This window comes from Micromonospora sp. DT48, assembly GCF_049844495.1.
GTDB lineage: Bacteria > Actinomycetota > Actinomycetes > Mycobacteriales > Micromonosporaceae > Micromonospora.
Genome location: NZ_JBNCLE010000013.1, coordinates 43,969 through 69,044 on the forward strand (window position 1 = coordinate 43,969; position 25,076 = coordinate 69,044).

The 25,076-nt window shown below is 72.0% G+C and carries 22 protein-coding genes; 7 read left to right on the plus strand and 15 right to left on the minus strand.

Annotated elements, in window-relative coordinates:
* Positions 1 to 69: 69 nt before the first annotated feature.
* The 6 genes from ACLQ2S_RS17290 (at position 70) to ACLQ2S_RS17315 (ending at position 7,491) form a co-directional block, all read left to right on the plus strand.
* Entirely contained in the window at positions 70 to 810 is a 741-nt protein-coding gene (locus ACLQ2S_RS17290; RefSeq protein ID WP_155218838.1) for a GntR family transcriptional regulator, read from the plus strand.
* 91 nt (positions 811 to 901) lie between these two features.
* Positions 902 to 1,465 (plus strand): DJ-1/PfpI family protein, encoded by a 564-nt coding sequence (locus tag ACLQ2S_RS17295; RefSeq protein ID WP_309223376.1) that lies wholly within the window; start codon positions 902 to 904, stop codon positions 1,463 to 1,465.
* 14 nt (positions 1,466 to 1,479) lie between these two features.
* Positions 1,480 to 2,331 carry an alpha/beta fold hydrolase gene (locus ACLQ2S_RS17300; RefSeq protein ID WP_309223377.1) on the plus strand — a complete coding sequence of 284 codons (852 nt, stop codon included), beginning with the start codon at positions 1,480 to 1,482 and terminating at the stop codon, positions 2,329 to 2,331.
* A 70-nt stretch (positions 2,332 to 2,401) separates the two neighbouring features.
* Entirely contained in the window at positions 2,402 to 3,241 is an 840-nt protein-coding gene (locus ACLQ2S_RS17305) for an SAM-dependent methyltransferase (RefSeq protein WP_230462652.1), read from the plus strand.
* 266 nt (positions 3,242 to 3,507) lie between these two features.
* On the plus strand, positions 3,508 to 6,384 hold the full coding sequence (locus tag ACLQ2S_RS17310; RefSeq protein WP_425702040.1) for an ATP-binding protein: 2,877 nt from the start codon (positions 3,508 to 3,510) through the stop codon (positions 6,382 to 6,384).
* A gap of 300 nt (positions 6,385 to 6,684) precedes the next feature.
* Positions 6,685 to 7,491, plus strand: a complete 807-nt coding sequence (locus ACLQ2S_RS17315) for an AfsR/SARP family transcriptional regulator (protein WP_425702041.1) — start codon at positions 6,685 to 6,687, stop codon at positions 7,489 to 7,491.
* Positions 7,492 to 7,538: 47 nt separating this feature from the next.
* On the opposite strand, the gene ACLQ2S_RS17320 is transcribed toward ACLQ2S_RS17315, so the two are convergent.
* The 13 genes from ACLQ2S_RS17320 to ACLQ2S_RS17380 form a co-directional block, all read right to left on the minus strand.
* Positions 7,539 to 8,588 carry a zinc ribbon domain-containing protein gene (locus ACLQ2S_RS17320; RefSeq protein ID WP_155218845.1) on the minus strand — a complete coding sequence of 350 codons (1,050 nt, stop codon included), beginning with the start codon at positions 8,586 to 8,588 and terminating at the stop codon, positions 7,539 to 7,541.
* Positions 8,575 to 9,153 (minus strand): phage tail protein, encoded by a 579-nt coding sequence (locus ACLQ2S_RS17325; RefSeq protein WP_155218847.1) that lies wholly within the window; start codon positions 9,151 to 9,153, stop codon positions 8,575 to 8,577. Before ACLQ2S_RS17325 ends, ACLQ2S_RS17320 begins: the two co-directional genes overlap by 14 nt.
* A gap of 24 nt (positions 9,154 to 9,177) precedes the next feature.
* The gene (locus ACLQ2S_RS17330; RefSeq protein ID WP_155218849.1) at positions 9,178 to 11,127 is read right to left on the minus strand and encodes a putative baseplate assembly protein; all 1,950 of its coding nucleotides are present in this window, start codon (positions 11,125 to 11,127) and stop codon (positions 9,178 to 9,180) included.
* Positions 11,127 to 11,546 carry a GPW/gp25 family protein gene (locus ACLQ2S_RS17335; protein WP_155218851.1) on the minus strand — a complete coding sequence of 140 codons (420 nt, stop codon included), beginning with the start codon at positions 11,544 to 11,546 and terminating at the stop codon, positions 11,127 to 11,129. The genes ACLQ2S_RS17330 and ACLQ2S_RS17335 overlap by 1 nt, the downstream gene beginning before the upstream one ends.
* A 5-nt stretch (positions 11,547 to 11,551) precedes the next feature.
* Entirely contained in the window at positions 11,552 to 11,896 is a 345-nt protein-coding gene (locus ACLQ2S_RS17340) for a PAAR domain-containing protein (protein ID WP_155218853.1), read from the minus strand.
* Between the two features lie 18 nt (positions 11,897 to 11,914).
* The gene (locus ACLQ2S_RS17345; RefSeq protein ID WP_155218854.1) at positions 11,915 to 13,729 is read right to left on the minus strand and encodes a VgrG-related protein; all 1,815 of its coding nucleotides are present in this window, start codon (positions 13,727 to 13,729) and stop codon (positions 11,915 to 11,917) included.
* Between the two features lie 4 nt (positions 13,730 to 13,733).
* Positions 13,734 to 14,498 carry a LysM peptidoglycan-binding domain-containing protein gene (locus ACLQ2S_RS17350; RefSeq protein WP_309223378.1) on the minus strand — a complete coding sequence of 255 codons (765 nt, stop codon included), beginning with the start codon at positions 14,496 to 14,498 and terminating at the stop codon, positions 13,734 to 13,736.
* A complete protein-coding gene (locus tag ACLQ2S_RS17355) occupies positions 14,499 to 14,945 on the minus strand; it encodes a phage tail protein (protein ID WP_230462653.1) in 447 nt (148 codons plus the stop codon).
* The gene (locus ACLQ2S_RS17360) at positions 14,924 to 17,719 is read right to left on the minus strand and encodes a hypothetical protein (RefSeq protein ID WP_425702042.1); all 2,796 of its coding nucleotides are present in this window, start codon (positions 17,717 to 17,719) and stop codon (positions 14,924 to 14,926) included. Before ACLQ2S_RS17360 ends, ACLQ2S_RS17355 begins: the two co-directional genes overlap by 22 nt.
* Positions 17,720 to 17,725: 6 nt before the next feature.
* Positions 17,726 to 17,884, minus strand: coding sequence for a DUF6760 family protein (locus tag ACLQ2S_RS17365; protein ID WP_230462654.1), 159 nt, complete (start codon positions 17,882 to 17,884; stop codon positions 17,726 to 17,728).
* Complete coding sequence (locus ACLQ2S_RS17370) at positions 17,881 to 18,360, minus strand: hypothetical protein (protein ID WP_155218858.1); 480 nt, start codon at positions 18,358 to 18,360, stop codon at positions 17,881 to 17,883. The genes ACLQ2S_RS17365 and ACLQ2S_RS17370 overlap by 4 nt, the downstream gene beginning before the upstream one ends.
* Positions 18,361 to 18,455: 95 nt before the next feature.
* Positions 18,456 to 18,899: a phage tail protein gene (locus tag ACLQ2S_RS17375; RefSeq protein ID WP_155218860.1), complete on the minus strand. Its 444-nt coding sequence runs from the start codon at positions 18,897 to 18,899 to the stop codon at positions 18,456 to 18,458.
* Between the two features lie 62 nt (positions 18,900 to 18,961).
* A complete protein-coding gene (locus ACLQ2S_RS17380) occupies positions 18,962 to 20,509 on the minus strand; it encodes a phage tail sheath family protein (protein WP_425702043.1) in 1,548 nt (515 codons plus the stop codon).
* Positions 20,510 to 20,753: 244 nt separating this feature from the next.
* Between ACLQ2S_RS17380 and ACLQ2S_RS17385 the strand changes: the two genes are divergently transcribed.
* Positions 20,754 to 21,722 carry an alpha/beta hydrolase gene (locus ACLQ2S_RS17385; protein ID WP_425702044.1) on the plus strand — a complete coding sequence of 323 codons (969 nt, stop codon included), beginning with the start codon at positions 20,754 to 20,756 and terminating at the stop codon, positions 21,720 to 21,722.
* A gap of 43 nt (positions 21,723 to 21,765) precedes the next feature.
* On the opposite strand, the gene ACLQ2S_RS17390 is transcribed toward ACLQ2S_RS17385, so the two are convergent.
* On the minus strand, positions 21,766 to 23,652 hold the full coding sequence (locus ACLQ2S_RS17390) for a DUF4157 domain-containing protein (protein ID WP_425702045.1): 1,887 nt from the start codon (positions 23,650 to 23,652) through the stop codon (positions 21,766 to 21,768).
* A gap of 24 nt (positions 23,653 to 23,676) precedes the next feature.
* The gene (locus ACLQ2S_RS17395; protein ID WP_425702046.1) at positions 23,677 to 25,062 is read right to left on the minus strand and encodes a hypothetical protein; all 1,386 of its coding nucleotides are present in this window, start codon (positions 25,060 to 25,062) and stop codon (positions 23,677 to 23,679) included.
* Between the last annotated feature and the right edge of the window lie 14 nt (positions 25,063 to 25,076).

Sequence of the window (25,076 nt, forward strand, 5' to 3'; positions counted from 1 at the left end):
CAGCATGTCGCAGAGTTGTGACTGATGTCAACAGGTACGCGAAGGCGCAAGAAGGGACCTCACGTCACGATGGGCGACGAAGGAAAGATCGTGCGGGGCCGTCGGGCCGTGACGGGCGCAACGGCGTCGGGGCGATCCGGCGGCCGGCTCGCCGACGAGGTGTACGACACGCTGCTCGGACAGCTGATGTCGCTGCGGATCGAGCCCGGCTCCCGCGTCACGATCGACGTCCTGGCGCGGGAGCTGGGGGTGTCGCAGACGCCGATCCGGGACGCGCTCAACCGGATGGAGGCCGAGGGCCTGGTCGTACGCGTGCCCCACGCCGGCTACCGAATCCCACCCCAGATCACCCGCCACCGGTTCGAGGACATGCTGGAGGTCCGCCTGCTCCTCGAACCGGCGGCGGCGCGCAGATCGGCCGAACGGGCCTCTCCGGAGCAGGTGGCCGGGCTGCGCGGGATGTTGGAGGAGATGGCGGAACTGGAAGGAGGCAGCGGGCCTGCGGCCTACGGCGCGTTCGGGCTGCGCGACGCCGCCTTCCACGATCTGGTGGCCTGTAGCGCGGAGAACCAGGTCATCCGGGAGGCGCTCGCGCGCCTGCACAGCCACGTGCACCTCTTCCGGCTGCACCACGACGCCCAGGTCACCCACCAGGCCATGGCCGAGCACGAGGAGATCGTGGCCGCCATCGCCGCACGTGACCCCGACGCCGCCGCCTACGCGATGCGTCGGCACATCCTGCGCTCCGGTGAGCGTTTCCGACGGTTGTTCGAGGTCACGGACGCGGACGCGGTGGCGGGGGAGGGTTGACGGGCGGGCCGGGTCGAGGAATGCTAACCCCAATCGGATCGTATTGGATTTTTGATCTACTTCACCCGTCCCCCAATGCGAGGAGAAGCAGGTGCCCAGAGCGCTGCTCCTGACCGGCGACGCCGCCGAGGAACTCGACACCATGTATCCCTACTACCGCGTGCAGGAGGGCGGCTGGGAGGTCGACGTCTCGTCACGGACGACGCGTGACGTGCAACTGGTCATCCACGAGTTCGACCCCAACTCCGACGCCTACGTGGAGAAGAACGGCCGGAAGTTGCCGGTCGACGTGACCTGGGCCGAGGTCGACGTCGAGCGCTACGACGCCCTCATCATCCCCGGCGGGCGTGCTCCCGAATGGATCCGGGTCGACCCCGACGTCCGGCGCATCACCGAGCACTTCTTCGCGCGTAACCTCCCCGTCGCCCTGGTCTGCCACGGCGCTCAGGTGCCGGCGGTGTACGGGCTGCTGAAGGGTCGGAAGACCGCGTGCTTCCCGCCGATCACCGGTGACATGGAGAACGCGGGCGCGACGGTCATCGACGCGCCCGACGTGGTGGACGGCAACCTCGTCTCCTGCCGGGGCTGGCCGGACATGCCGCAGTTCGGCCGGGCGATGATGGATCTCTTCACGAAGTCCGTCAAACCCGCGTGAGCACCCCTGGCCCGGTGACCACACACCGGACCATCACCGTCGACGGTTCCCCCGTCCACGTCTTCGAGTGCGGCACCGGGCCTGCGGTGCTGATGCTGCACGGCTCCGGGCCCGGCACGACCGGGTCCGGAGCCTGGGCGACGACGGCGCGGGCACTGGGCACCTCCTGGCGGCTGGTGGCTCCTGACCAAGCCGGTTTCGGCCGTACGCCGATCCCGGCGGGCTCCCGGGGCGGGCTCCGGCTCTGGTCTGAGCAGGCCGCTGGCCTGATGGACGCCCTCGGTGTCGACTCCTACGCGGTGGTGGGTCACTCCATGGGCGGTGCCGTGGCGTTGGCGTTGGCGGCCGCGCGTCCCCACCAGGTCACCGAGGTCGTGGCGGTCTCGACGATGGGTGCTCCCGGGGCGCCGCTGTCCGCCGCACTCGACGCGGTCTGGGCCGCCCCGCCCGACCTGCACGGGGCACGGGACATGCTGAGTCGCCTCGTCTTCGACCAGACGCTGGTGACCGACGCGGCCGTCGAGGCCCGTGCCGCCGCGATGCGGGCGGGAGCGACCGCGTACGCCTCGCTGTTTCCGCCGCCCAGGGCGCGATGGGCCGCCGGGCTCGCCCTCTCGGCGCAGACGCTGGCGGCGATTCGCGCGCCCGTGCTGCTCGTGCACGGCGCCGAGGACCTGCTCACTCCACTGGGGACGGCTGTCCAGCCGTTGATCGAGCATCTGGCCGACGTCCGGCTGCACGTGTTCGGCAGGTGCGGGCACGTGCCGGCGGTCGAACATCCGCACGAGTTCCGGCGCCTGCTGTCGTGCTTCCTTCGTCGCCAGGGGCGCTCCGCCGGGAGCGCTACCAACGGGTCCACAATCTAGACCGTCCGATCGCTACACTCACGGGCAGGTTCGGGACTACCCACCCAGCCCGGTGCGCGATCGAAATCGGATGGAGATGCCATTGACCCGCGACAAGGCCGCACCCCCCGGAATCGACCCCACCATTCCCAGCGTGGCCCGGGTCTACGACTACTTCCTGGGCGGTAAGGACAACTTCGAGGCCGACCGGAAGGTCGCCGAGCACGCCATCCGGATCACCCCGGACGGGCCGGCCGCCGGCCAGGCGAACCGCGCCTTCCTGCGCCGGGTGATCCGCCACCTCGTCACCGAGTCCGGCATCGACCAGTTCCTTGACATCGGGTCAGGGCTGCCCACCCAGGGCAACGTGCACGAGGTCGCCGCCGAGCACAACCCGAACGCCCGGGTGGTGTATGTGGACAACGATCCGATCGTGCTGGCGCACGGGCGGGCGCTGCTCTCCGCCGAGGGCACCGCGACGGTGATCCAGGCCGACATCCGGCGACCGCAGGAGATCCTCGACGACCCGGACGTCCGCCAGTTCCTCGACTTCGACCGGCCGATCGGTCTGTTGCTCTTCGCGATCCTGCACCACCTCGGCGACGACGAGGAGCCGGGCACGGTGGCGGCGAAGCTGATCGACGCGCTGCCGTCGGGCAGTTACGTGGCGATCTCGCACTTCCGTGATCCGGGGGAGCGGGATCCGGAGGGCTCCCGTAAGGCCCGTGAGGTCGAGCGGGTCTTCAACGAGTCGCTGGGCACCGGCCGCTGGCGTACCGACGAGGAGATCCTCTCCTTCGCCGACGGGCTGACGTTGGTGGAGCCGGGGCTGGTGCCACTGCCCGAGTGGCGTCCGGATCCGGGCGCGGACGAGCCGAAGCAGACGGACACCTACCACACGTTCGTCGGACTGCTCGCCCGTAAACCGTAGGCCGCCGCCGCGACCGGCCGTCCGCACACCGACGGCCGGTCGTCGCGCTGCCGTGCCGCGCGCACACGGCTACATTCGCGATTACCACAATGGTGGTGTCGACAACCTCCTACGTCGTCTATCGCCGGTGGGATTTGCTCACGTGGGCTCCGCAAAGAAGAGGAAAACATTTCGTGATGCGGGGGCTTCCGGGCCGCCACGATGCGTCGGCTAATATGCACCGGTGAATGTCGCCCGTCCTGCCATTCCGCTTCTGTGCCGTCAGCATGTTTCCCGTTGAGCTGCCACCTGTTCTGGCCGGGCGGGAGAAGGAACTGTCCGTGCTGCGTAGGGCCGTCGAAGCCACCGGCCAGGGCCGTGGCGCGGTGGTCTGGGTGGAGGGCGAGGCCGGCATCGGCAAGTCGTCGCTCGTCGCCGCCGCGCTCGACGAGGGCAGGGACGGGCCGCACAAGGTGTTGTGGGGCACCGCGGATCAGCTGTCCCACCGTTTTCCGCTGCGGGTGATGCTGGACTGTCTCCAGGTGCGGGCGCGTTCTCCCGACCCCCGTCGGGCGCGAGTCGCCGAATTCCTACGGGACCGGCGACCGGGGCTGTTCGCCGGGGACGACATCACCTACACCGCCACCGAGATGCTCGTGTCGCTGGTCGACGAATTGTGCACCGAGGCGCCCACGGTGTTGATTCTCGACGACCTGCAATGGGCCGACGAGGCATCGCTGATGCTGTGGCACCGCCTCGCCCTGGCCGTCGACGAACTTCCGCTGCTGCTGGTCAGCGCCACCCGTCCGGTACCCGCCCGCCAGGACGTACAGACGTTGCGGGCGGCCACTCTGCGTCGCGGTGGCGTCCTGCTTCCGCTCGGCGCGCTCAGCGCGGAGGACGTGCGTACGGTGGTGGCCGGAACGCTCGGGGTGCCGCCCGGGCCCACCCTCGTCCGTCTCCTCGGGCGTGCCATGGGCAACCCGCTGTACCTGCGGGAGCTGCTCGACGCGGTGACCCGGGAGCAGGCGGTCGGCGCGGCGCTGACCGGCGGGGATATCTCCGACGACGCGTTCGACCGGGTTCCCGCCTCCTTCGCGGCTGCCCTCAGTGACCGGCTCAGCGTGGTGTCGGCCCCCACCGCCCAGATGCTGCGGACCGCGTCCCTGCTCGGCGGTGAGTTCGCCGTGGCCGACCTGGCCGCGTTGCTGCGCCAGACGGCCTCCGACCTGGCCGAGGGTCTTCAGGACGCGGTCGCGGCCGGTCTCGTCGTCGGCGTCGGCGACCAGCTCGCCTTCCGGCACCCGCTGATCCGCCAGGCTCTCTACGACAGCGTCCCGGCGGCGCTGCGCGCGGCGTTGCACTGCGAGGCGGCGAAGACGCTGGCTGCCGCCGGTGCCGAACCACTGCGGGTGGCGCAGCAGTTGCTGGCGGCCGGTCGCCCCGGTGACGAGTGGAGCCGCAGCTGGGTGGTCGAGGCGGCACCGGCGCTGACCACCCGGGCCCCGGACATCGCGATCGAGCTGCTGCAACGCGAACTGGAAGCGAGTCACCCCGACCGGGCCGACCGGGCCGTGCTGACCGTCGAACTGGCCCGGGTGCTGCTCGGCGCGGGTCGGCACCCGGAGGCCGCCGACCGGGCCCGGCAGGCGCTCGCCCTGGCCACCCGCCCCGAGCATCGGGCCGAGATGTCCTCGATCCGGGCCCGTGCCCTGTTCAGCCAGGGTCGTAACGAGGAAGCCGTGGAGGTCGTGCGCGGCGCCCTCGGCAGCCCCGACGTGCCAGCGGTGTGGCGGGCCTGCCTGCTGGCCTCACTGTCGATGTTCGAGCGGGCCAGCACCGGTGACCTGGAGGCCGCCGACAGCACCGCGCGTCAGGCGCTGCGGGTAGGGGAGGAGGCCGGGGACGCCTTCGCCATCGCGTACGCGTTGACCGACCTGTGGTTGACCCACTCGGTGCGACGCGACCACGACGCCGCCCTCGGGTACGTCGATCGGGCCTTGACCGTGCTGGGCGACGCGCCGGAGCACAGCGACCTGCGGGCCTTCGCCTTCGACGGCCGGATCTTCACCCTGCAGAACCTGGACCGGTGGCCGGAGGCGGAGGCGACCCTGCGCCGGGCGCGTGAGCTGGGCCAACGAGCCGGCGGGACGGGCCAGGGCACCTCGGCGCTCACCGCCGCCGTGTTGCTGTACTGGCTCGGTCGCTGGGACGACGCCCTGGCCGAGTTGGCGGCCGTCGACCGGGACACCACCGGCCTGACGTACTCCGGGCTCCGGGAACGGGGACCGGCGCTGCTCCGGCACGGCGTCGCCGCCCTGATCGCCGCGCACCGTTGCGACAGCGGCACCATGACCGACCACCTTCGGGCCGGTCTGGCGCTTCCGGTCCGGACCGTCGCCGACCGGGAGAACCGTGACTTCCTGTTTGCCGCCCGGGCGCTGGCCGCCGAGCAGGAGGGCGAGCCGGCGCGGGCGTTGGCACTGCTGTCGGAGGTCCTCGACCGCCGATCCGGCGAGATGACCCTGCTCCACCAGTGGGCACCGGAACTGGTGCGACTCGCCCTGGCGGTGGACGACCAGTCGGCGGCCCGAGCGGCCCAGCGTGCCTGCCAGGCCGAGGCGGCGGCGGAGTCCCGGGAAGGTCGGGCCACCGCCGCGGCACGCCGGTGTCAGGGCCTGCTCGACGGCGACCCGGCGCCGCTGCACGAGGCGGTCGGGTACTACCGGTCGGTCGGCGCGCCGGTCGAGCTGACCGGCACCCTCGAAGACCTGGCGGCGGTGCTCGCCCTGGCCGGCGAGCAGACCGAGGCGAGGGCGCTTCTCGGCGAGGCGGTCGACCGGTACGACGCCCTCGGCGCGGTGTGGGACATCCGTCGCGCCGAGGGACGGCTGCGGCGTCACGGCGTCCGTCGCGGCGTCCGTGGCCCCCGACCCACTCGGGCACAGGTCGGCTGGGAGGCCCTCACCCCGACGGAGACCCGGGTGGCCGCGCTGGTGGCGCAGGGTCGCTCGACACCGGACATCGCCCGGGAGATGTACCTCTCCCGCCGTACCGTGCAGACCCATATCTCGCACGTGCTCGGCAAGCTCGGCGTACGGAGTCGGGTGGAGATCGCCCGTGAGGCGTTGCGCCGCGAGGCGGTGTCCGGCGCGGGATCCTGACCCTCACCGACCGGGTGGCGGAATCGCGCGGCGCGGTGGACATCGGCCAGGTGACGTAGCGGAGTCGGCGAAGGCGTCTCGACCACGCGTCCTGCCCGGGGCGTACGGGCGGTGAAGGGCCGCAGCAGGCCGGATTCCGGGGGCAGGTCGTGCAGCCCGGGGCGGTGGTGGTGACCGTCGGTAGGAGATCCGGGGCCCGGAATCGGATCTTCCGCGTCAACTGACCGATGTCCGTCAGGACCGGCGGGTCCACCATGTTCCGCAGGATGTCGTCCATGGGGGGACGGAGGAGTTCAGGTGATGACCCAAGCCAACCACGAGCCGATCCGGGTACGGGCGTCCGGGCCGACGGGACCGGAGGCGGCGTACGTCGGTCAGCCGTTCACGGTGCGCTGCTTCGGCGGGTTCCAGCTGCACATCCCGGGGCGACGGTTGGACTGGACGAACGTACGGCCACGGGTCCGCGCCCTGCTGCGCTTCCTGGCCGTCCACGGCGGTCGGCCGGTGCACCGGGAAGTGATCCTGGCGGCGCTCTGGCCCGAACTGCCGGTCCGCTCCGGCATCCGTAACCTGCACGTCGGTATCTCGACGCTGCGGGCCTTCCTGGAACCGGGTGTGCGGCGCGGTGCGTCCCGGTTGGTGCGGCGCGACGGCGAGTCGTACCTGCTGGCGCTGCCGCCCACCGCGTACTGCGATGTGCGTTCGTTCGACGAGGCGATCACCGCCTGGCGTCGCACCGCCGGTACGGGGCAGCGCGGCGCTGCGGTTGCCGCCCTTCGGGAAGCCCTCGCCCAGTACACCGGTGACCTGTTGCCGGAGGAGGGACCAGCCGAGTGGATCGTCGCCGAGCGCGACCGCTATCGCACGCTGGCCGCCGAGTCGGCGGCGACGTTGGCCGCGCTCGAACTGGAGGCGGAGCGACCCGCCGCGGCGGTCATGGCGGCTCGGCGCGGACTGGAGATCGACGGATTCCGGGACGACGCCTGGCGGGTGCTGGCCGAGGCGCATCAGCGTTCCGGTGACGTGGCGGCGGCAGCACGCGTCTGTAGCGCGTACGACCAGGTGTTGCGGACGCTCGGGGTGCCCGGTCCGGCGCGGGCGGCGTGAGCGCGCTCAGCGCGTGGGTGAGGAGGCGCGGCCCCTCACACGCGCGCTCAGGGACGCCGGAAGACCTCCACCTCGCCGATCGCCGTACGGCGGCCGGGCGCGTTGCCGTAGCTGTTCCGGACGGTCAGCCGTAGCCGCACCACGTCCTCGACGACCCAGTGGAAGGTCTGCGGACCGGCCTGGTCGGTGAGCCGCAGCGTCGTGCTCTCCGAACCCCGACTGGTCCAGGCGGTCAGTTCCAGTTCCGCCGGCCGGGCCTGCCGGAGGAACTCGTCACGTTGCGCCGACACCCCCGGATGGATGATCAGGTCGAGTAGCCGGAACGGGTCGGCGAAGGTGAGTTCGACGTACTCGTCGCGTCCCGCGCCGCCCGTGGCGGGAGCCCAGTGACTGTTGCTGATCCCGTCCGCGACGAGTTCGGGTGGGTGGTCGGCCGCGTGACTCGACGCGCTCACCGACACCGGGCTCACCGGCTGTGGATCGGCGAGCCGGTCCCGAATCGCGTCGCTGGCCCGGCTGCCGAGCCGCACCGCGCCGTAGCCGAGACCGGCGAGCAGGGCGGCGGCGAGCAGCACGGCACCGACGCGGCGGAGCAGGCCCCACCCGCCCGGCCGGGGCCGGAACAGCCAGCGTGCCGCCCGCAGCAGGAAGCGGCAGAACCGACGCCACCAGGAGAGCCGGACCGGGGGTGCTGCCGCGCTGCCGAGCGCCGTGCCACACCGTCGGCAGAATCGCCGCTGCGGCGGGTTGCCGGTCGCACAGGACGGGCAGACGACATCACCGGAGCCGTCCTGCGACCCGAGGGGCTGCTGCCGTACCAGGGGTCGGCGCTCCCGTGGGCGGGCCGGCTGGACCGCGCTGATCGTCGCCTCCGGCGCGTCGACGGGCACCGGGTCCCGTCCGGCCGCCGGTACGTCCATCGCGGGTTCCGTCGGCGGCGGTGACTCGGAGTGGACCGGGGTCGCCGCTGCGGGCTCGACGGAGCGGACCGGTGCGGCGGCGTCGTCCCCGGGCTGTTCCCAGCCGAGGAACGACCCGCAGACCGCGCAGAAGGCACCGCCCGGCTCGGCCGGGGCACACCGCTCACAGCGCTGCATCGTCGTCGCCCTCCGGCTTCTCGTCACCCTCGACGACCACCCGAAGCACGCAGGGCACGTGCGCCGGCCGGTTCGCCTCCACCAGTTCTCGTAACCGCGCCGTCGGAATCAGCCCGGCATCGGGAACCCGCACCGTCACCGTCAGGGCGGGCACCGCCGAGCCGGGAAGTGCTCCGCCCGGCGTCGACGACCAGGCGGCTCCGCCGCTTTCGGTGATCTCCGGCCACACCCCGAAGACCGTCCGCACCTGCTCGGCGAGGCCCCGTGCGGTGCCGCGCATCCGGTGCAGCGCCACCGCGTTGGCGACCGCCGTGCGACGCTGCTCCAGCGTCCAGCCCGGCGCGGTCTCGGCCGCCACCCAGCTGGCGAGCCAGTCGACGAAGTCGGCCGGCGCCAGCCGCGGATCCAGGTAGGCGGCGAGGTTGTCCAGCGTCGCGTGCACCGGGGCCAACACCTCGTCGAACGCGGCGAGCAGCCGGCCGGTCAACTCGTCCGTGCCGTAGATCGCCGGTAGCCGCCGACCGAACGGCTGTGGTGTGCCGAGGCCCGCCAACGCGCCACGCATCAGACGCTCCCTTCTCCGTCCGCGTCAGCGTTCCTCGACCCGGACCTGGTGCTCGTAGGAGAAGACCAGCGCATGCCGGTCCAGTTCGACCCGTGATGCCGCCGCGCCGCGTTGCCCGGTGATCGGGTCGGCGGGAAACAGCAGCACCTCCTCGACCAACGCGACGCCGGTCAACCGCTGGAGCACCCCGAAGAGTTCCCCGGACTGCACCGGTCGGCCGAACGGCCAACCCGACCCGTCCGGGCCGCCGCGCAGCGGGTTGAGGTAGCCGTACAGCGCCTCGAGGGCGGCGGTACGCAGCCGCTCGGCGGATGCGCCGGGCCGGGCGGTCAGCCGGGCGGCCACGGTGACCCCCTGGTAGAAGGGCGGTTCCACGACCAGCCGTACCCCGATGGGTCGGCGGGCGTCCAGGTGCTCGGCGACGGTGGCGAGCATGTCGTCGGGTGGGATCAGCTGCTCGAAGCGGAGCCGTTCGCCGCTGTCCGCGACCGCCTCGGGCACGACGAGGACGCGTACGCCGCCCGCCTCGGCGCCGTCTCCGGCGGCCAGGCACCGGATCCGGGCCGCCGCCGGCACCGCCTGCCCGGCGATGAGTTCGTAGTCGCGGGCGGTCACCGCCCGGTCCTGGGCCCGCAACTGCACCGGGCCGCGCTGCCGGGCGCTCTGCACCGACTCGCCGTCCACCCCGCCGGCGGCGGCCTCCCGGTTCTCCACCCGGCTGACGTACGGCACCGAGCTGCGCAGGGTGGAGATCGCTCCTCGGGCCACGTTGCCGCGTCGCCCGCCTCCGGTGCGGTACCGGCGTACCCGCATCCGGGCACCGTTCGGCGGCACCGCGCCGTACCGGCGCAGCGAACCGTCAGGCTCGCGGACCGCGGGCCCGAACGCCACCTCGCCGGTGCTGCGGTCCACCGTCACACACCGGTCGTCCGGGCCGGTGGCACCGAACGCGTCCACTTCGGTCCACTCCTGCCAGCCGGTGCCGTCGGAGACCTCGACCACGAACGGCTCGTCGTCGGGGATCACCGGTGGTCGGGCCACCCGGAAGCGTTGGCCGGACACCCCCTCGGACTCGCCGAGGAACTCCTCGGTCACCGTCTCGGCGTGCACGGCGGTGACCGTGCCGCCGAGGGTGAAGGCGGAGGCGGCCCGGATCGTCGGTGACGCGGAGTAGAACGGTTGGCCCGCTTCCGCGGCCACCAGCCGGCACCGCAGCCAGCCCGCCCGCTGACCGCCGATGACCGAGTCGGTGTGTCCGGACGGTACGTGCAGCACGACGTCGCCGGGTCGGTTGAGTCCGCCGGTGGAGTCGCTGTCGACCTCGCACGCGACCCAGTCGGCGCCGTCCCACGCCTCCCAGCGCAGCGGCGGCTGCCGTGGGTCGACGCCGATGCCCTCCACCCGGCTCTCCAGCCGCAGCACCACCGCACAGGACGGCACCGCCGTGTCCAGGCCGAGCAGCAGGGCGTCGCCGACCGTGGGCGGGGTGGTGAAACAGGGCACGTCCCGGCCGTTGAGCAGCTGGTCGGTGCGGTCGGCTCCCGGGCCGTCGGCGGGGTGGACCCGCAGGTGAGTCAGTTCGCACGGCACGATCGCCAGGTCGCTGACGGTGCCGAAGACGATGGCCTCCTCGGTTTCGGTACGGACGGTGCCGGCTTCGGTGCCGGCGCGCAGCAGTACCGTCTCGGGCTGCGGAGCGGCGAGCCAGAAGGTGAGGTCGACCCGGGCGGCGGTCGGCGGGTAGAGCCGGACGCCGATCAGGTCGAGAAAGGCGAGGTAGTTCTTCTCCGGCACCCGGTTCAGCCGGTACAGCAGCTCGTCGGTCATCTGGGCGAACGCCTCGATCAGGGTGACCCCCGGGTCGGAGACGTTGTGGTCGGTCCACTCCGGGCAGCGTTGCTGGATGAAGCGTTTGGCGTCGTCGACGAGCTGCTGGAAGCGGCGGTCGTCGAGGTTGGGCGCGGGTAGGGCCATCAGTCGATCTCCGCTTCGGGGCCGTCGTGCGACGGGATCACGTAGAACGGGAACACCAGGTTGCGGGGATCGTTGGTGCCCCGGATGAGGTAGCGGATGTCGATGTAGAGGGTGCCCTCGGCTTCCGCGTCGAAGCCCACGAGCACGTCGGTGACCTCGATGCGGGGCTCCCAGCGGTCCAGCGCGGCCCGCACCTCGAAGGCGATCTGCCCAGCGGTGTTCTCGTCCGCCGGTGCGAAGACGTAGTCGTGCACCGCACAGCCGAACTCGGGGCGCATCGGCCGTTCGCCGGGTGCGGTTCCGAGGATCAGCCGGATCGCCTCGACGATCTCGCGCTCCCGGCTGACCAGGGCGATGCCGCCACGGGCGTCGACCCGCAGCGGGAACGCCCAGCCCGCGCCGATGAACTGCTCCGCCATCGGGGTCAGCCCCCGATGAGGACGTTGACGGCCCCGGTGAGGATCGTCGCCGAGCAGGTCGTCCGGTCACCCACCCGGGCGGCGGGGAAACCACCGATCAGCACCTGCCCCGACGGTGGTGGCGGGCCGGGCAGCACGACGTTCCCCGGCCCGAGCGCCAGGTGCGCCGGTGGGACCGGGCAGGTGCAGACGGTGCCGACGACGGCGGCCGGTCGGCCACCGATGAGCACGCTGCCGACGCCGAGCGTCGGACCACCGCCGGGTGTCGCCGGGACGACGCCCGGCGGGCCGACGGTGCCGGTGGGCGCGCCGTGACCGACCCTGTCCCCGATCCGGGCTGCTGGTGGCATTGCCTCTGTCCTTCCTGCTCAGTTGATCCGGACGACCTTGCCGGAGATCGCCACGCTGGCGCCGGTGAGGTTCAGCTCGCCGAGTCCGGCGTCCACGGAAACGCCCCTGCCCGTGACCGAGACGGGCCCGCGTGACTCGACCGAGACACCGTCGGCCCCCTGGACGGTGACCTCGGTCTTCGCCTCGATCACCACGCTTCCGTCGCTGCGGACCAGCACCGAGGTGCCGGCGCGGTCGAGGTGCAGCAGCAACTTCTCGGCACCCTTCTCGGTACGCAGCCGTACCCCCTGGGTGGCGCTGGTGGTGGGCCCGTCGAGCAACTCGACCCAGTTGCCGGTGCTGCCGCGACCGGTCCGACGTTGGCGGGAGGCGAACGACAGCCGGTTCACCGAACCGCTCGTCGGGTCGACCAGCGGGCCGTCGTGCTCCGACGGCTTGGCGACGCCGTTGTACAGGCCGCCGATCACGTACGGCCGGTCCAGCAGGCCCTGCTCGAACCCGACCAGCACCTCGTCGCCGGCCTCCGGGCAGACGACGCCGCCGCCCTGGCCGCTGCCCACCTGCACCGTGCGGACCCAGTCGGTCTCGTAGTCGAGGTCCAGCCACGGGAACCGGAGTTTGACCCAGGCCCGGTCCAGCCGTTCCGGGTGCTCGCGGTCCAGCCCGGCCTTGACGTTGGTGACCACACCGATGGCCAGCCCCGGCATCCGGGCCGACCGGGCCGGGGCCGGGGCACCGGCGGCCAGCCCGGTCAGCGAGCGGTCCTGGCCGCCGCTGACGGTCAGCCAGGTCTCGTAGAAGCGGGCCGGGCCGAACACGTGACGGCTGGCGGTCACGGTGTACTTCCCGGCGAACGGTCGCCCTACCCCGGTGAGCGCGAACGGCACACCGGCCCGCAGCCGGGGGTTGCCCCGCACCGCCACCTCGAGTTCGGCGAAGCCGACCGCCACCTGGGCGGCCAGGGCCCGCGACACCGTGTCGACCTCGGCCTGGGTCTCGTACGGCACGTCGGCGACCAGCATCGTGGACTTGCCGAACCCGGCGGCCAGCTCGCCGGCGGTCACCCCCGGAAGCTGCACCTCGGGGCTGTCGCGTACCGGGGTGCGGCCCACCACTGGTTGGCAGGTACGGCGGTCCCAGCCCCGTACCTCCACGTCGGTGACCTGGCCGACCGAGGTGACCGTGGCGCGCATGGAGAGGACGTTCCCGTCCACCTCGGCCACGAAGTCGTCCCGTTCGGCGCTCGCCTGCGGGCCGGGCGCGGCGGCGGCGTGGACGGGGCGGCGGAACTCGAACTTGCCGTCGACCATCGCCAGTTCGACGTCGTTGTCGGCGGCGAGCATCCGGAGGAACTCCCAGTCGCTGACGTTGGGTTGCGACACCATCTCGTAGACCACGGTGGTGGGGTCCAACCGGCCCAGCGGCAGGCCCGCCTCGGTGGCGAGTCGGCGGGCGATGTCGGCGGCGGTCTGGTTGCGGTAGCTGACGACCCGCCGTCCGCGCCGCATCCGGTGCGACAGGTCCATCGCCCGGATGATGGTGTAGGTGCCGGTGCCGTCGAACTCCGACTCGACGGTGACCACCTCTCCGGTGAACAGCCTCGTCTCGCCGTTGCGGTCACCGGCGCGTACCGCCACGGTCAGCGTCCGGCCGATCGTGATCCCGGTCTTCTCCAGCATCAGCGCGCCAGGGTCGCGGTAGCGCAGGGTGGCCACCGCCGGGTGTTCGGTGCCGTCCTCCACGCAGCCGTACACCAGCTCGTCCGGCCACGGGTCGGGGAGTGTCGCCGGTACGCCGACCTTGAGCAGGTTGGTGAGGTTTCCCGTGGACATCCGGCTACCTCCGGTCGCCTGGGGAGCCGACCCGGTCGGACGTCGCGGGGCCCGGGTACGCCTCGGTCGGGAACTCGTCGGGGGCGGGCAGCAGCAGTTCGGTGCCGGGTGGCAGCCGGGTCGGGTCGTCGATGTCGTTGACCTCGGCGATGGCCCGCCACACGGTCGGGTCGCCGTACTCCCGGTGGGCCAGCAGCGGCAGCGAGTCGCCGTCGACCACCCGGTGGACCCGTCGGGTGCGGTGCCCGCCGGAGGTGGGGTTCTGCCGGGGTTTGGTGCCGCCGACCTCGGTCAGGTTCAGCTCGCAGGTCGCCCGCAGCGGGGTGCCGGAGCTGTCGAACAGCGTGTACGTGGCGGTGACCTGGCTGACGTAGGAGTAGAACGAGACGGTCTGGAACTGGCCCCAGGTGAACTTCACCCACGGTGGTGACGGCGCGTCGGCCGCGATGCTGGTCGTCGTGGGAGTGCAGCAGGTCAACAACGTCTCGACCCGCTGCTGCACGGTGCGGCTGTGCGTGTCGGTCACGTCGAGGAACACGGTCAGCGCGAGGGTGCGCGGCTCCGACCCGCTGAACTCCGCGATCCCGACCTGTTCCGCGCCGCGTACCACGTGGGGGATCCAGGAGGCCGACTTGGTCAGCGTGAGCTGGCTCGGGTTGAACATGAACTCGATCGGGCCGCCGAGTGGACCGCCGGGGCGGTTTCCGCCGTTCGGCGGCGGGTGGTAGCGCTGGAGGAACGCGGAGACCTTGCCGGTCGGCCTGGACACTCAACCCACCTCCAGGAAACCGTGGTACGCCAGTTCGATGCTCTCCGTCGCCACCTGCGACTGGGTGGGGTCGAAGGACGGGCCGGTCCAGCGGACGAGTACGACGTCGGCGAGGCCCCACTGCACGAGGACGGCCCGGTCGGGCCGCAGCGCCGCGATCTGGGCGGTGCCCCGCTTGATGCCCTGCGGAAGCGCGGTGAGCAGCCGGGCCACCTTCGCCGTGTCCGGGATCAGCGGCCGGGTCAGCGTGACGTTGGTGTAGCGCACTCGCGACGGCAGCTGCCAGACGAAGCCGTTGCTGCCGCCCTCCTGGTGTTGCTCCACCTCGACCTCGCAGCCGAGTCCGTCACACGAGTTCCAGTCACCGAGGTTGATTCCGTCGACCTGAAGTCGGAAGTGGACGCTGGTGCCGGGGTCGGGGCCGGTCATCGCCGACCGTCCAGCCATCGGCCGCTGCGTTCGCGCCCGGTCCGCAGCTCGGCGCGCAGCAGCCGGGAGATCGGTTCGACCAGGCGGTGCGCGAGTTCGTCCAGGGCGCGGCGGTCGAGGTGGTGGAACTGTTCCGCACTGGCCCGGTCCTCGCGTCCGGACCGGTGCTCCGGGCCGGTGGGGCGGTCCGCACCGCCGGAGGTCGAGGCGGCGCCGGCGCTGCGGGTGGTGGTCGTCGCGCCGACCGACGACCGCTGCACCTGGCGGGCGGGCCCTGGGTTCGTCGGTGGCACCGTCGTGGTGGTGCCGGGTTTGCCGGTCGAGGCGCGCTGGACCGGCAGTCCGGCCCGCTCGGGGGTGGCCGGCCGGACGTGGTGCGTGGCGGCGGTCTGGGTGGCGCTGGCCATTGGCGGGTGCACCCGTACCGCCGGTTGCGGTAGTCCCGCCGCCGGGGGCGCCGACACCATCCCGGCGACGGCGGATACGGGCCCGGTGACGGCGGATACCGGCCTGGCGACGGTGGACGCCGGCCTGGCGGCGGGCAACGGCCCAGCGGCGGACACCGACTTGACGGCGGACACCGGTCCGGTGGTGGCCGGTGCCGGCTGGATCGCTCCGGAGACCTGCCGGGGGTGTGGCTGGGCCCGGCGGTGAGGGGTCGGCCGGTTCGACGGGCCGGGGGCAGCTGCTGGGGGTCTGGTCATACTGGACACCTCGTTGGCGTTGGCCAGGGTCGGGTTCGTCGTGGTGGTCGGCGGCGAGGATTCGCCGCCGGGCGGCCGGATCCAGCGGATCGGCACCGTCGCCGCGCGGCCGTCGGCCGCCGTCGCTCCAGGGACGGCGTGCTGTGGTCCCGTCGCCCGGGGGGTCGGTGCCGTCGTCGCGGTGCTGACCCGTTGCAGGATCGGGGTCACGGGTCGCTCGCCGAGCAGCGGCACCCGGCCCGGTCGTTTGGCTGGTTCGGTCGCGGTGGCGTCCGGCGTTCGGGCGGCCCGGTCCGTTCGTGTCGGGTCCGGCTCGGCCGCCGTCGGCCGTGGTGGCACCGTCGCCGACGGCGGCGGTACGGGAGGTTGTGGTCGAGCGACCGGCATCTCCGGTGGCGCGGTGCCGGTGTGCGGTGCGACGGCGCGTTGCACCGGACGGGTTGCCGGGTCCGTAGCGCTGGACCGGGTGGAGTCGGTGACCGTGCCCCCGGTGTGGGTGGTGGTGCCGCCCGGGTGAGTCGCGGCCGTGCCGCCGGTGCGGTTGGCGGTGCCGTCCCGGCGGGTCGCGGCCGTGCCGCTGGGTGCATCCGCCGGTGGGCCGGGTCGGTCGGCGATGCCGCCGGAGCGGGGCGACGGATCGGTGGCCGGGTGCCGTTGGATCGTCGGGGCAGCGGCCGGGGTCGGGGCAGGGGCCGGGGCCGGGGTCGGGGCGGGGCCAGGGGTGGCAGTCGGCCGGGGCCGGGCCACCGTACGCGGCGGGACGTCCGGATCGAGTGGTGCCCCGAGACCGGGCCGCACGGCGGGGCGGTGCGGCGACGGGCCGTCCGGCTTCGCCGGTGCGCCGGAAGGGGGCCTGTCCACCGGTGCGACGCCCGGCGTCCGTGGGTGGGCCGGCGTACGCGTGGGTGCGGTGTCACCGGGTGCCGATGCGTGCGATGCCGGGGTGCCGGTGGGCGACGAGACCCGGTGCTGGGCCGACGTGGAGCGTTGCACCACCGCCCGGGTCTCGCCGCCGGTGCCGGGCAGCCCGGCGGCGGGCCCCGCCGGTGCGGTCCGGGGCGGCGGAGGTTTGGTGGTCGGCCGATGTCCGGACGGGACCGCCGCCGGGGCTTCCGGTTCGGGGGCGGGCATCACGATGGGCTCGCCGAGACCGAGCCGTGGCGGGGCAGCGGCGCGTCGCCGCGCCGGTGCCGCTGGTCTGACCGGGGGTGCTGGGTCGGCGCCGGGCGTCGGACCGTGCTGGGTCGGCCCGGCCGGGGGTGGGGTGACCAGGGAGGGGACGGCCGTGGCGGGTTCGGCCGTCGGCGCGGCGGCGGGGGAGGCGGGAGCCTTCTCGGCACCGCGGGCACCGGCGACCGGGCTGGTCTGGATGGTAGGGACCGGCATCCGGGTGGCGGTGGGCGCGGGCGGCCGGGCGGGCAGTCGGCGCGGCGGTACGGCGACCCGGGCGAGAGTCAGCGGGGTACCGGCGCGACGGGCGGGGGAGGGGCGTACCGCTCGGGGCGCGCCACCGGCCGCCGTCGGCGTGGCGCGGCTGGCGACGGACGGCCCACCCCGGGGCGCCGACCTGCCGCTACTCGCCGGTCCACCTCCGCTCGCCGGTCCGGTTGCGCTCGCTGATTCGCTCCCGGTTGCCCGTTCGCCTCCGGTCGGCGGTCCGCCTGCGGTTGCGGCTCCGGTCGGTGTCACGGTGTCGGTGCCGGACGGTCCAGGCGGGAAGGCCGCCGAGTCCGGGTCGGTCGACGGGACGGCGCGGCGTTGCACCGGCAGGTCGCGCCGGGTCGGTGCCGCCTGCGGCGGGGAGACCGGCCGGAGCAGGTCGTACGCCGTGCCGCCGGGCGCGTCGGGGCTGACCAGATGCCCCAACGGTCGCCGGAGGGCGGGGTCCTGCCGGGTGGCCAGTCGGCTCGGGAACCCGAGCGGGTCGCTGATCGACACGTCGGCTCCGGCGAGCAGCGGCGTCATCGGCGGCACCCGTCGCCAGCCCGGCTCGGCGCTCGGTCGACGCGGCTCGTCTGCCGGACCAGGAGCCGCACCGGCCGACCTGTCCGCACCACGCCACCGTCGGAGCAGGTCGCGTACGCCCATCGCCGATCACCGGCCCTCGTTGACGCGGGTGTTGATGGCGGCGATCTCCGCTACGTAGCGCCGCCGTTCGTCGTGGCGCAGGTCGAGGATCTCGTCCTGGGACCAGTGGAAGTGGTAGGCGACGTACGCGACCTCCTCGTAGAGTCGGTCGGCCGCGTACGTCACGATTCCCCCAGGCGACCACCGGCGAGATCCACCTCGAAGGCCGTATCGCAGTGCGGGCAGGTGACCGACGCGCGGCTGTGTCCCTCCGCGTTGATCCGTCGGTAGAAGTCCTGGAGGAACGCCAGGTCCGAGGCGAAGAGCCGCTCCACCTGCTCGACCCGTACGTCGGTGATCGTGCCGAGCCGGGTGATGACCATGCTGAGCAGCACCACCGACAGGTAGGCGGGGTTGTCCTTGACCCGCAGGTCGATCAGCGGCGCGAGTTCGTCGCGGGCGGTGGCCAGCCGCATGCTGCCGTCCCGGTGCAGGGTGCCCGTCTCGTCGACGTACCCCCGGGGAAGTTCGAAGGAGAACTCGGTCTGCAGCCTCGGCGGCCCGGACGGGACGCCCCGACCGGCCGGTGCGGCCCCGACGGCCGGCTCCGGGCTCTCCGGCAGCTCGTCCAGGGCGGTGTGCGAAACCGTACGTCGCCTCATCGGTCTCGCGGTGCCGCGCCGACCGGCGCGACACCGCTTCCCCCTTCCACGGGTCAGGTGTGCTGGAGCAACGGCGTCACCAGCCGCTGCGGACGTCAGGAACTCTTGATCTCCTCGAAGACGATCGTGATCTTCTCGGTGGCCGGGGAGGTGTCACCGGCCTTCAGGCTCGGGCCCTCCCACCTGCTCACCCAGGCGTTGCTGAGATCCCACCGACGCTGTTCGGTGTTCTCCGAGTTCACGACGATGACGCTGATGTTCTGCCGGGCCGCGTTGATCGCACCCTTCTCGTAGGTGTCCTTGATCCACTCGGTGAACGCGCTGCTCTTGTCCAGGCCGCGGGTGATGGTCACCTCGCCGCCTTTGCGCGCCCCGGGGATCTTGCGCAGGATGTACTCCCCGGTCGGGGTGACCTGGGTGACCTCGATCGCGTCGAGTTCCACGGTGAGGCCGCTGACCTCCTGCACCGACTCGACGCGGGTCTTGCCCAGTTCCACCTGGAACCGGTGGGTCACGAAGGTGTCGCCGGTGTCCGCCATCGCTGGCTACCGTCCTTTCGTTGTCGTCGCCACCTCGACGTCCACTGCGGATCGTCGGCGGGTCATTCCGAGACGAGGCTGGTGCTGTCGGAGTACTGGGACAGCCGGAAGACGACGAACTCGGCCGGCTTCACCGGGCTGACCCCGACCTCGCAGACCACCCGGCCCTGGTCGATCGACTCCGGCGGATTGGTCTCCCGGTCGCACTTGACGTAGAAGGCCTCGGCGGCGGTGCTGCCGAACAGTGCCCCGCCGCGCCACTGCTCGGTGAGGAACGCGGCGATGTTGCGCCGGATGGTGCCCCACAACCGTTCGTCGTTCGGTTCGAAGACCGCCCACTGGGTGCCGAGCAGGATCGACTCCTCCAGGTAGTTGAACAGCCGACGGACGTTGACGTAGCGCCAGGCGGGGTCCGAGGAGAGCGTCCGGGCGCCCCAGACCCGGATGCCCCGGCCGGGGAAGGCGCGGATGCAGTTCACCCCCGCCGGGTTGAGCAGGTCCTGTTCGCCCTTCGTCACGGTGTTCTGCACCTCGATGACGCCGCGCAGCACGTCGTTCGCCGGTGCCTTGTGGACCCCGCGTTCGGCGTCGGTGCGCGACCACAGCCCCGCGACGTGCCCGCTCGGCGGCATGAACCGGTGCAGCCCGGTCGCCGGGTCGAACACCTTGATCCAGGGGTAGTAGAGGGCGGCGAACCGGGAGTCGTAACCCGCCTCGTCCTGCCGCCAGGAGAGCACCTGCCGGGCGGTCAGCTCCGGCGGCGGGTCGAGCAGCGCCATTCGGTCGCCCATCTGTTCGCAGTGCGAGATGACCGCCAGTTGGACCGCCTTGACGTCGTCGAGACCGATCCGCCCCTGCTGGTACGCGCTCATCAGGTCGGGCACCGCGACCATGGTGATCTCGTCGATCGCCTCCAGGCCGCCGAAACCGGTACGGGCGTCGGCGTCGCCGACGTAGTCGTCGGCGGAGACCCGGGCGGGCAGGCCGGCGTCGTCGGCCGGTGCCAGCGGTACGTTCACCGACTGCTTCGCCGGTCGGGCCAGCGCGTTCGCCGGTGCCGCCTCCTCGATCGCGATCAGCTTGGACCGCTCCCGCACCTGGTTGACGACGTACGCCTTGGTGTTCCGCTTCGCGGAGACCTCGAACGTCTCCCGCTGGACACCGTTGTGCCGGACCACCAGCCGGAACCGGTCCTCCGGCACGCTGTCGCCCTCGACATCGGCCACCTCCACGGTGATCTCACCGACGTCACCGGCGGCGGGCAGCGCGGCGACGGTGAAGGTGCCGAGTGGCACCGGCGGCCCGGCAACCGCCCGACCGGCCGCGTCCCCGCCGGCCGGGCTCTGCGCGGCGCCGACCCGGACGACGTAGCAGGCTCCACCGCCGTTGGCGAAGTAGCCGTACACCGCCTGCGCCAGGTAGGCGTCCTCGACCATCTCGCCGAACGTCTGGACGAACTGGCTCCAGTTGGTCACCAGGGTCGGGGTGTGTGACGGCCCCCGGGCGGCGAAGCCCACGAAGGCGGCCACCGCGGTACCCACCCCCTCGATCGGGCGTGAGCCGCTCGGCACCTCCTCTACGTACACCCCGGGTGACAGGTACGACGGCATGACAGACTCCCTCGAACAGGACGGTGATCCGTAGAGAGAAGTCTGGGTCGGCGGCAGAACGGCGACCATGACCCGACGGGCGGGCACCCGGGAAGCCGCGGCTACCCGAAGAGGCAGTCGTGCGCGGGTGCGTCAAATGGCGGATGTCTGTCCCGCCACCGGGCGGCAGGCTCCGCGTACCCGAGGGACACCTCAACCGTCACCGCCGCGTTCGCGGCCCGGATCCCGGAGTGGTCGGATAACCATGCCCAGGCAGCGAAATGGCGCCGAGATCGTGTTGGAACCGGCCGCCCGACGGTTCGCCGAGGCGACCGTGGACCCTCCGTACCTGCACCAGCTGGGACCGCAGCGGGGGCGGCTCCTCCTCGACACGCTCCAGTCCGGCAACGTCGCCCGGCCGGAGGCCGATGTGCAGGACCGGACCGTGCTCGTCGCCTCGGGCCGCGAGGTACGGCTGCGGATCGTCCGGCCGGGGGGTGCCATCGGCCGCCTGCCGGTGGTCCTCTACCTGCACGGCGCCGGCTGGGTCTTCGGCGGCGGCCACACCCACGACCGACTGGTCCGGGAACTGGCCGTGGGCACCGGCGCCGCCGTGGTCTTCCCGCACTACAGCCGCTCACCCGAGGCGCGTTATCCGGTGGCGATCGAGGAGTGCTACGCGGTGCTGTGCTGGCTCGCCGGGCACGGCGCGGCCGACCTGGACGGTGGGCGGATCGCGATGGCCGGTGACTCGACGGGGGCCAACCTGGTCGCGGCGGTGACGCTGCTGGCGAAACGGCACGCCGCCACGCGCCCGGCCGCGCAGGTGCTCTTCTACCCGGTCACCGACGCCCGGTTCGACACCGCCTCCCACCAGCTGTTCGCCGAGGGCTTCTACCTGCGCGGGGACACGATGCGCTGGTACTGGGACCAGTACGCGCCCCAGCAGGCCGCCCGGTCCGAGATCACCGCCTCGCCGCTGCGGGCGGATCTCGGGCAGCTCTCCGGGCTGCCACCGGCCCTGGTCATCACCGCCGAGGCCGACGTGGTGCGGGACGAGGGCGAGGCGTACGCCCACCGGCTGCGGGCGGCCGGAGTGCCGGTCTCGGCCGCCCGGTACCAGGGGGTCGTCCACGACTTCGTGATGCTCGACGCGTTGCGCGGCACCGAAGCGGCCGAGGCGGCCATCAATCAGGCGATCACCTTCCTGAAACGGGCGCTGCGGGTGGCCTGACCGGCCTGCGGCCCGCCGCGGTCCTCGCCGGTGCCCCCTCCCGTCAACCGATTGTCGAGGTATCCGACGTCTCCGATGCGGCAGTCTCCTGCCGCCGTACCTCGTCCTTCCGCTGCTCGGTCCTCTTCTCGAAGAACTCCAGGTCCTTGCCCCTGCTGCCCATGTCCATCAAATACCCGGCGATGTTCTTCGGCAGTAGCTCCCTGTGGCGAAGCAGGTAGTCGAGATGGTCCTGGCCCATTCCGGCGTAGCGGACACCTCTCTTCGCCGCGTCCGCTACGCCGTGCAGGAAGCGAAGGTTGCGCCACTTTCTGAAGAATTCCCCTTGATCGTCGGCGTCTTGCGTAGGCATACCTGCTAGTTTTTTCTGCTCCTCGTCGGTCAGGGTTTTGTCGGTATGGACGAGCATCGCGGCGACAAATGCCTGGCTGAATTCCTCCAGTGGACGCAGGACGATCGCATTGGCTGGGGCGACGAGCGCGTCGCCCAGGAAGCCGCCGGGTGTGAGGGAGGTGATGAACGTGTCGAGCGTCGTCCGTGTCTGCCTGACGACCTTCGCCAGATTGCTGTTTGCCTCCTCCTTTTTGGAGAATATCCGCTTTGCTCTTTGGAGTTGGCTGCGGTTCGACATCTTCTTCTCGATGTCCTTGCCGTGCGCCCAGGCGATTCTGAGATAACGCTGAGCCGGCTTCCCGTCGTATGCGCGAGGACCGGACGTGAGGCCCGCTATGGTGCCTGATCCGGAACCGGAAAGGCGGCCCAGCAGGTCCGCTATCGCCTCACCCAGCTTCGGGAACAGTGACTCGGCGCCGAACTGCTGCTTGTCGGTGACATCGGAGATCCCGAACCGATCGAATTCAACCTGACTTTCGGTTTCGTACGCTGCATTCGCTTCTTGGCCGGACAGGTCGTCCAGTATGAATGGTTCGTAGGTGAAGCTGTCCGAACCGACAGCCGTCAACACCTCTCTCAGGGTGACATGGGAGTGTGCCTCGCCTATGACATTCGTAGTGCCGGGCGGCTGGAATCGAACCCAGGTGCCTGCACTGGGTGTGCCGTCCGGCAGGTTGCCGATGTAGTCGGTCTGGTTGGCTACGTGTTGTCGGAACTCTTCCTCGCTCAGGTAGATGCGTACCTTGTCGTCGTTTGCCCAGTCCCTCATCGTTTCGTTGTCACCGATGAGGGAATCATCCGGTTGAATCCTGTTTCCGCCGATCCATGCCCAGCGTTGGATGGGCAGAGACTCCTCCGTGTCGGACTGGGCTGTGCTTTGCGTTCCCGGCGCGCGTTGCACGGGCTTTTCGCTGCCATCCGTGGTCTGGGGTGGGGTTTCCGGGCGTGATGCGGCGAGTGCTCGGGTGGCGTTCGCCTCCGCCGCGCGTTCGAACGCGTCGCCCGGGTCGGAGACCCGTAGGCCGTGGCCCCCGTCGGTGCCGGAGACCGGGCCGGAGCGTTGCTGGATGACGTGGGTGAGTTCGTGGGCCAGGGTGTGTCGGTCGCCGCCCCCCTGGCCGATCACCACGTGGCTGCCCGAGGTGTACGCCCGCGCGCCGATCTCGGCCGCCGAGCGTTGGGCGAGGGCGCCGGTGTGCAGGCGTACGTCGGAGAAGTCGGCACCCAGTCGGGTCTCCATGTCCCGGCGTACCGGCTCGGCGAGCGGGGTGCCGGCCGAGCGCAGCACCTCGTGCACGGTCGACCGTTGCACCGGCTGTGCTTCGGGTGGGAGCCCTTCGTCGTGTTCGTGGTGGGAGTGCCGGTGATCGGAGCGCTGCCGCTGCACCGCCCGGGTCACCGCGGCGTTGCCGGCCCGGCGTTGCAGGGTCAGTATCGCGGCCATCGAACTGGTCAGCGGTGCGGTGCCGGTCCCCGGTCGGGTCGGCTGGGTTTGCCGGTTCGGAACGTCACGCTCTGGCGGATCATGTGCACGCACGGGTGGTCCTCCTGAGGCCGAGGGTCAGACGGGGCGGAGCCGCTTGCTGCCGTCGAGGTTGTCCTCGAGGCGTACGGCGGGGACGTCGAGCAACTCGTTGATGCCGGGGAACTGGTCGGGCAGGGCCACCCCGCCCACCACGCTCGGGGTCGGCTGGGTGTTGTCGTGCGTACGGGCATGCGCCTCACCTGCCTGCAGCAGGTACTTGCCGGGGTCCTCGCCCTGGGCGACCGACTGTGCGCGATCCCGCCGGACCACCTGCTCGCCGTAGGTGTTCTGCATGACCGCGCGGCGGTGCATGTTCGTACCGAAGCGGCGCGCCGGTCGGCCACCGGTGCCCTTGACCCGCATGCCCGTCTCGTGGGCCGTCTCCAGGAACTCGGCGAGGTTGACGGCGTGCCCGCGCTGGTAGGTGTTGCAGAAGTTGGCCAGTTCCGGGCTCATCACCCCGGTGCTCAGGTACGAGTCGACCATGTCCTGGTGTACGTCGTCCCGGATCGCCTCCAGGTAGAGGGTCCGAACCCCGTTCTGGCGCAGCCGCGCCATGTGGTCGGTGGCCCAGGCGAAGAACGGTTCCGCGTGGTGAGGCCCGCCGATGACGAGACCGTCATTGGCCAGCAGGAGCATGTCCGTCGCGTCGGCCGCGGGCATCGGGATGCCCCGCAGCATCCCGGCCGTCGCGTCCCGGCGGGCCTGCGCGTTCTCGGCGCCGGACTCCTGCTGGTACCGCGCGGCCCGGGTCACCGCGTCGTTGGCCAGCCGCTGGTCCCGCGCGTCCTGGGCCTCCCAGTACGGGCGGGACACCGGATCCCGGCGACCCAGTTCCTCCATCATCTCGGCGTTGCTGCGGGCACCGGTGGCACCGCCCACCAGCGAGATACCCACCTGTTGGGCCACGTTGGTCAACGCGGTACCGAGTTGGTGGCCGGCCACGGGCGGGCTCATCTCGCTCAGGGAGGTCAGATCGGTGTCGAGGCTGATCCGCTCCTTGACCGGCGTCCGCCCGGTGGCCGCCTGGTAGGCGGCGCTGAGCTGCTCCCAGGTCTGCCGGTCCACCTGAGCGCTGGCGCGCCTGCTGGAGAACGATCGGCGGGGACCACGGACCTGCACCGACGGGCCGGGCGGCTCCCGGTGCAACTCGTCGTCGGTCATCCGCTGGACCGTCGGGAGGCCCGAGGCCGACCCGGGTCGATGCCCACCGCCGTGTTCGTGGCGGGCGTGCCCCTCGCAGATGTCGTGGCCGGAGCGCTGCCGCTGGATCTCCCGGCTCACCGCGGCGTTGCCGGCTCGGCCGTGCAGAGCCAGCAATGCGGACACCGTCGCGTGCGGCGCGGCGGGTTCGGTTCCGGACCGGCTCGACCGGGCCGGATGGGCCGGGACGTCACGATCGGACGGATCGTGCGCTCGCATGGGCGGTCCTCCTG

What these genes read in the sequence shown, in the direction of transcription:
- ACLQ2S_RS17290 (WP_155218838.1), top strand. Translation starts at nt 70, where the DNA reads ATGGGCGACGAAGGAAAGATCGTGCGGGGCCGTCGGGCCGTGACGGGC.
- ACLQ2S_RS17305 (WP_230462652.1), top strand. Translation starts at nt 2,402, where the DNA reads ATGGAGATGCCATTGACCCGCGACAAGGCCGCACCCCCCGGAATCGAC.
- ACLQ2S_RS17310 (WP_425702040.1), top strand. Translation starts at nt 3,508, where the DNA reads ATGTTTCCCGTTGAGCTGCCACCTGTTCTGGCCGGGCGGGAGAAGGAA.
- ACLQ2S_RS17315 (WP_425702041.1), top strand. Translation starts at nt 6,685, where the DNA reads ATGACCCAAGCCAACCACGAGCCGATCCGGGTACGGGCGTCCGGGCCG.
- ACLQ2S_RS17320 (WP_155218845.1), bottom strand. Translation starts at nt 8,588, where the DNA reads ATGCAGCGCTGTGAGCGGTGTGCCCCGGCCGAGCCGGGCGGTGCCTTC.
- ACLQ2S_RS17325 (WP_155218847.1), bottom strand. Translation starts at nt 9,153, where the DNA reads ATGCGTGGCGCGTTGGCGGGCCTCGGCACACCACAGCCGTTCGGTCGG.
- ACLQ2S_RS17330 (WP_155218849.1), bottom strand. Translation starts at nt 11,127, where the DNA reads ATGGCCCTACCCGCGCCCAACCTCGACGACCGCCGCTTCCAGCAGCTC.
- ACLQ2S_RS17335 (WP_155218851.1), bottom strand. Translation starts at nt 11,546, where the DNA reads ATGGCGGAGCAGTTCATCGGCGCGGGCTGGGCGTTCCCGCTGCGGGTC.
- ACLQ2S_RS17340 (WP_155218853.1), bottom strand. Translation starts at nt 11,896, where the DNA reads ATGCCACCAGCAGCCCGGATCGGGGACAGGGTCGGTCACGGCGCGCCC.
- ACLQ2S_RS17345 (WP_155218854.1), bottom strand. Translation starts at nt 13,729, where the DNA reads ATGTCCACGGGAAACCTCACCAACCTGCTCAAGGTCGGCGTACCGGCG.
- ACLQ2S_RS17355 (WP_230462653.1), bottom strand. Translation starts at nt 14,945, where the DNA reads ATGGCTGGACGGTCGGCGATGACCGGCCCCGACCCCGGCACCAGCGTC.
- ACLQ2S_RS17360 (WP_425702042.1), bottom strand. Translation starts at nt 17,719, where the DNA reads ATGGGCGTACGCGACCTGCTCCGACGGTGGCGTGGTGCGGACAGGTCG.
- ACLQ2S_RS17370 (WP_155218858.1), bottom strand. Translation starts at nt 18,360, where the DNA reads ATGAGGCGACGTACGGTTTCGCACACCGCCCTGGACGAGCTGCCGGAG.
- ACLQ2S_RS17375 (WP_155218860.1), bottom strand. Translation starts at nt 18,899, where the DNA reads ATGGCGGACACCGGCGACACCTTCGTGACCCACCGGTTCCAGGTGGAA.
- ACLQ2S_RS17380 (WP_425702043.1), bottom strand. Translation starts at nt 20,509, where the DNA reads ATGCCGTCGTACCTGTCACCCGGGGTGTACGTAGAGGAGGTGCCGAGC.
- ACLQ2S_RS17385 (WP_425702044.1), top strand. Translation starts at nt 20,754, where the DNA reads ATGCCCAGGCAGCGAAATGGCGCCGAGATCGTGTTGGAACCGGCCGCC.
- ACLQ2S_RS17395 (WP_425702046.1), bottom strand. Translation starts at nt 25,062, where the DNA reads ATGCGAGCGCACGATCCGTCCGATCGTGACGTCCCGGCCCATCCGGCC.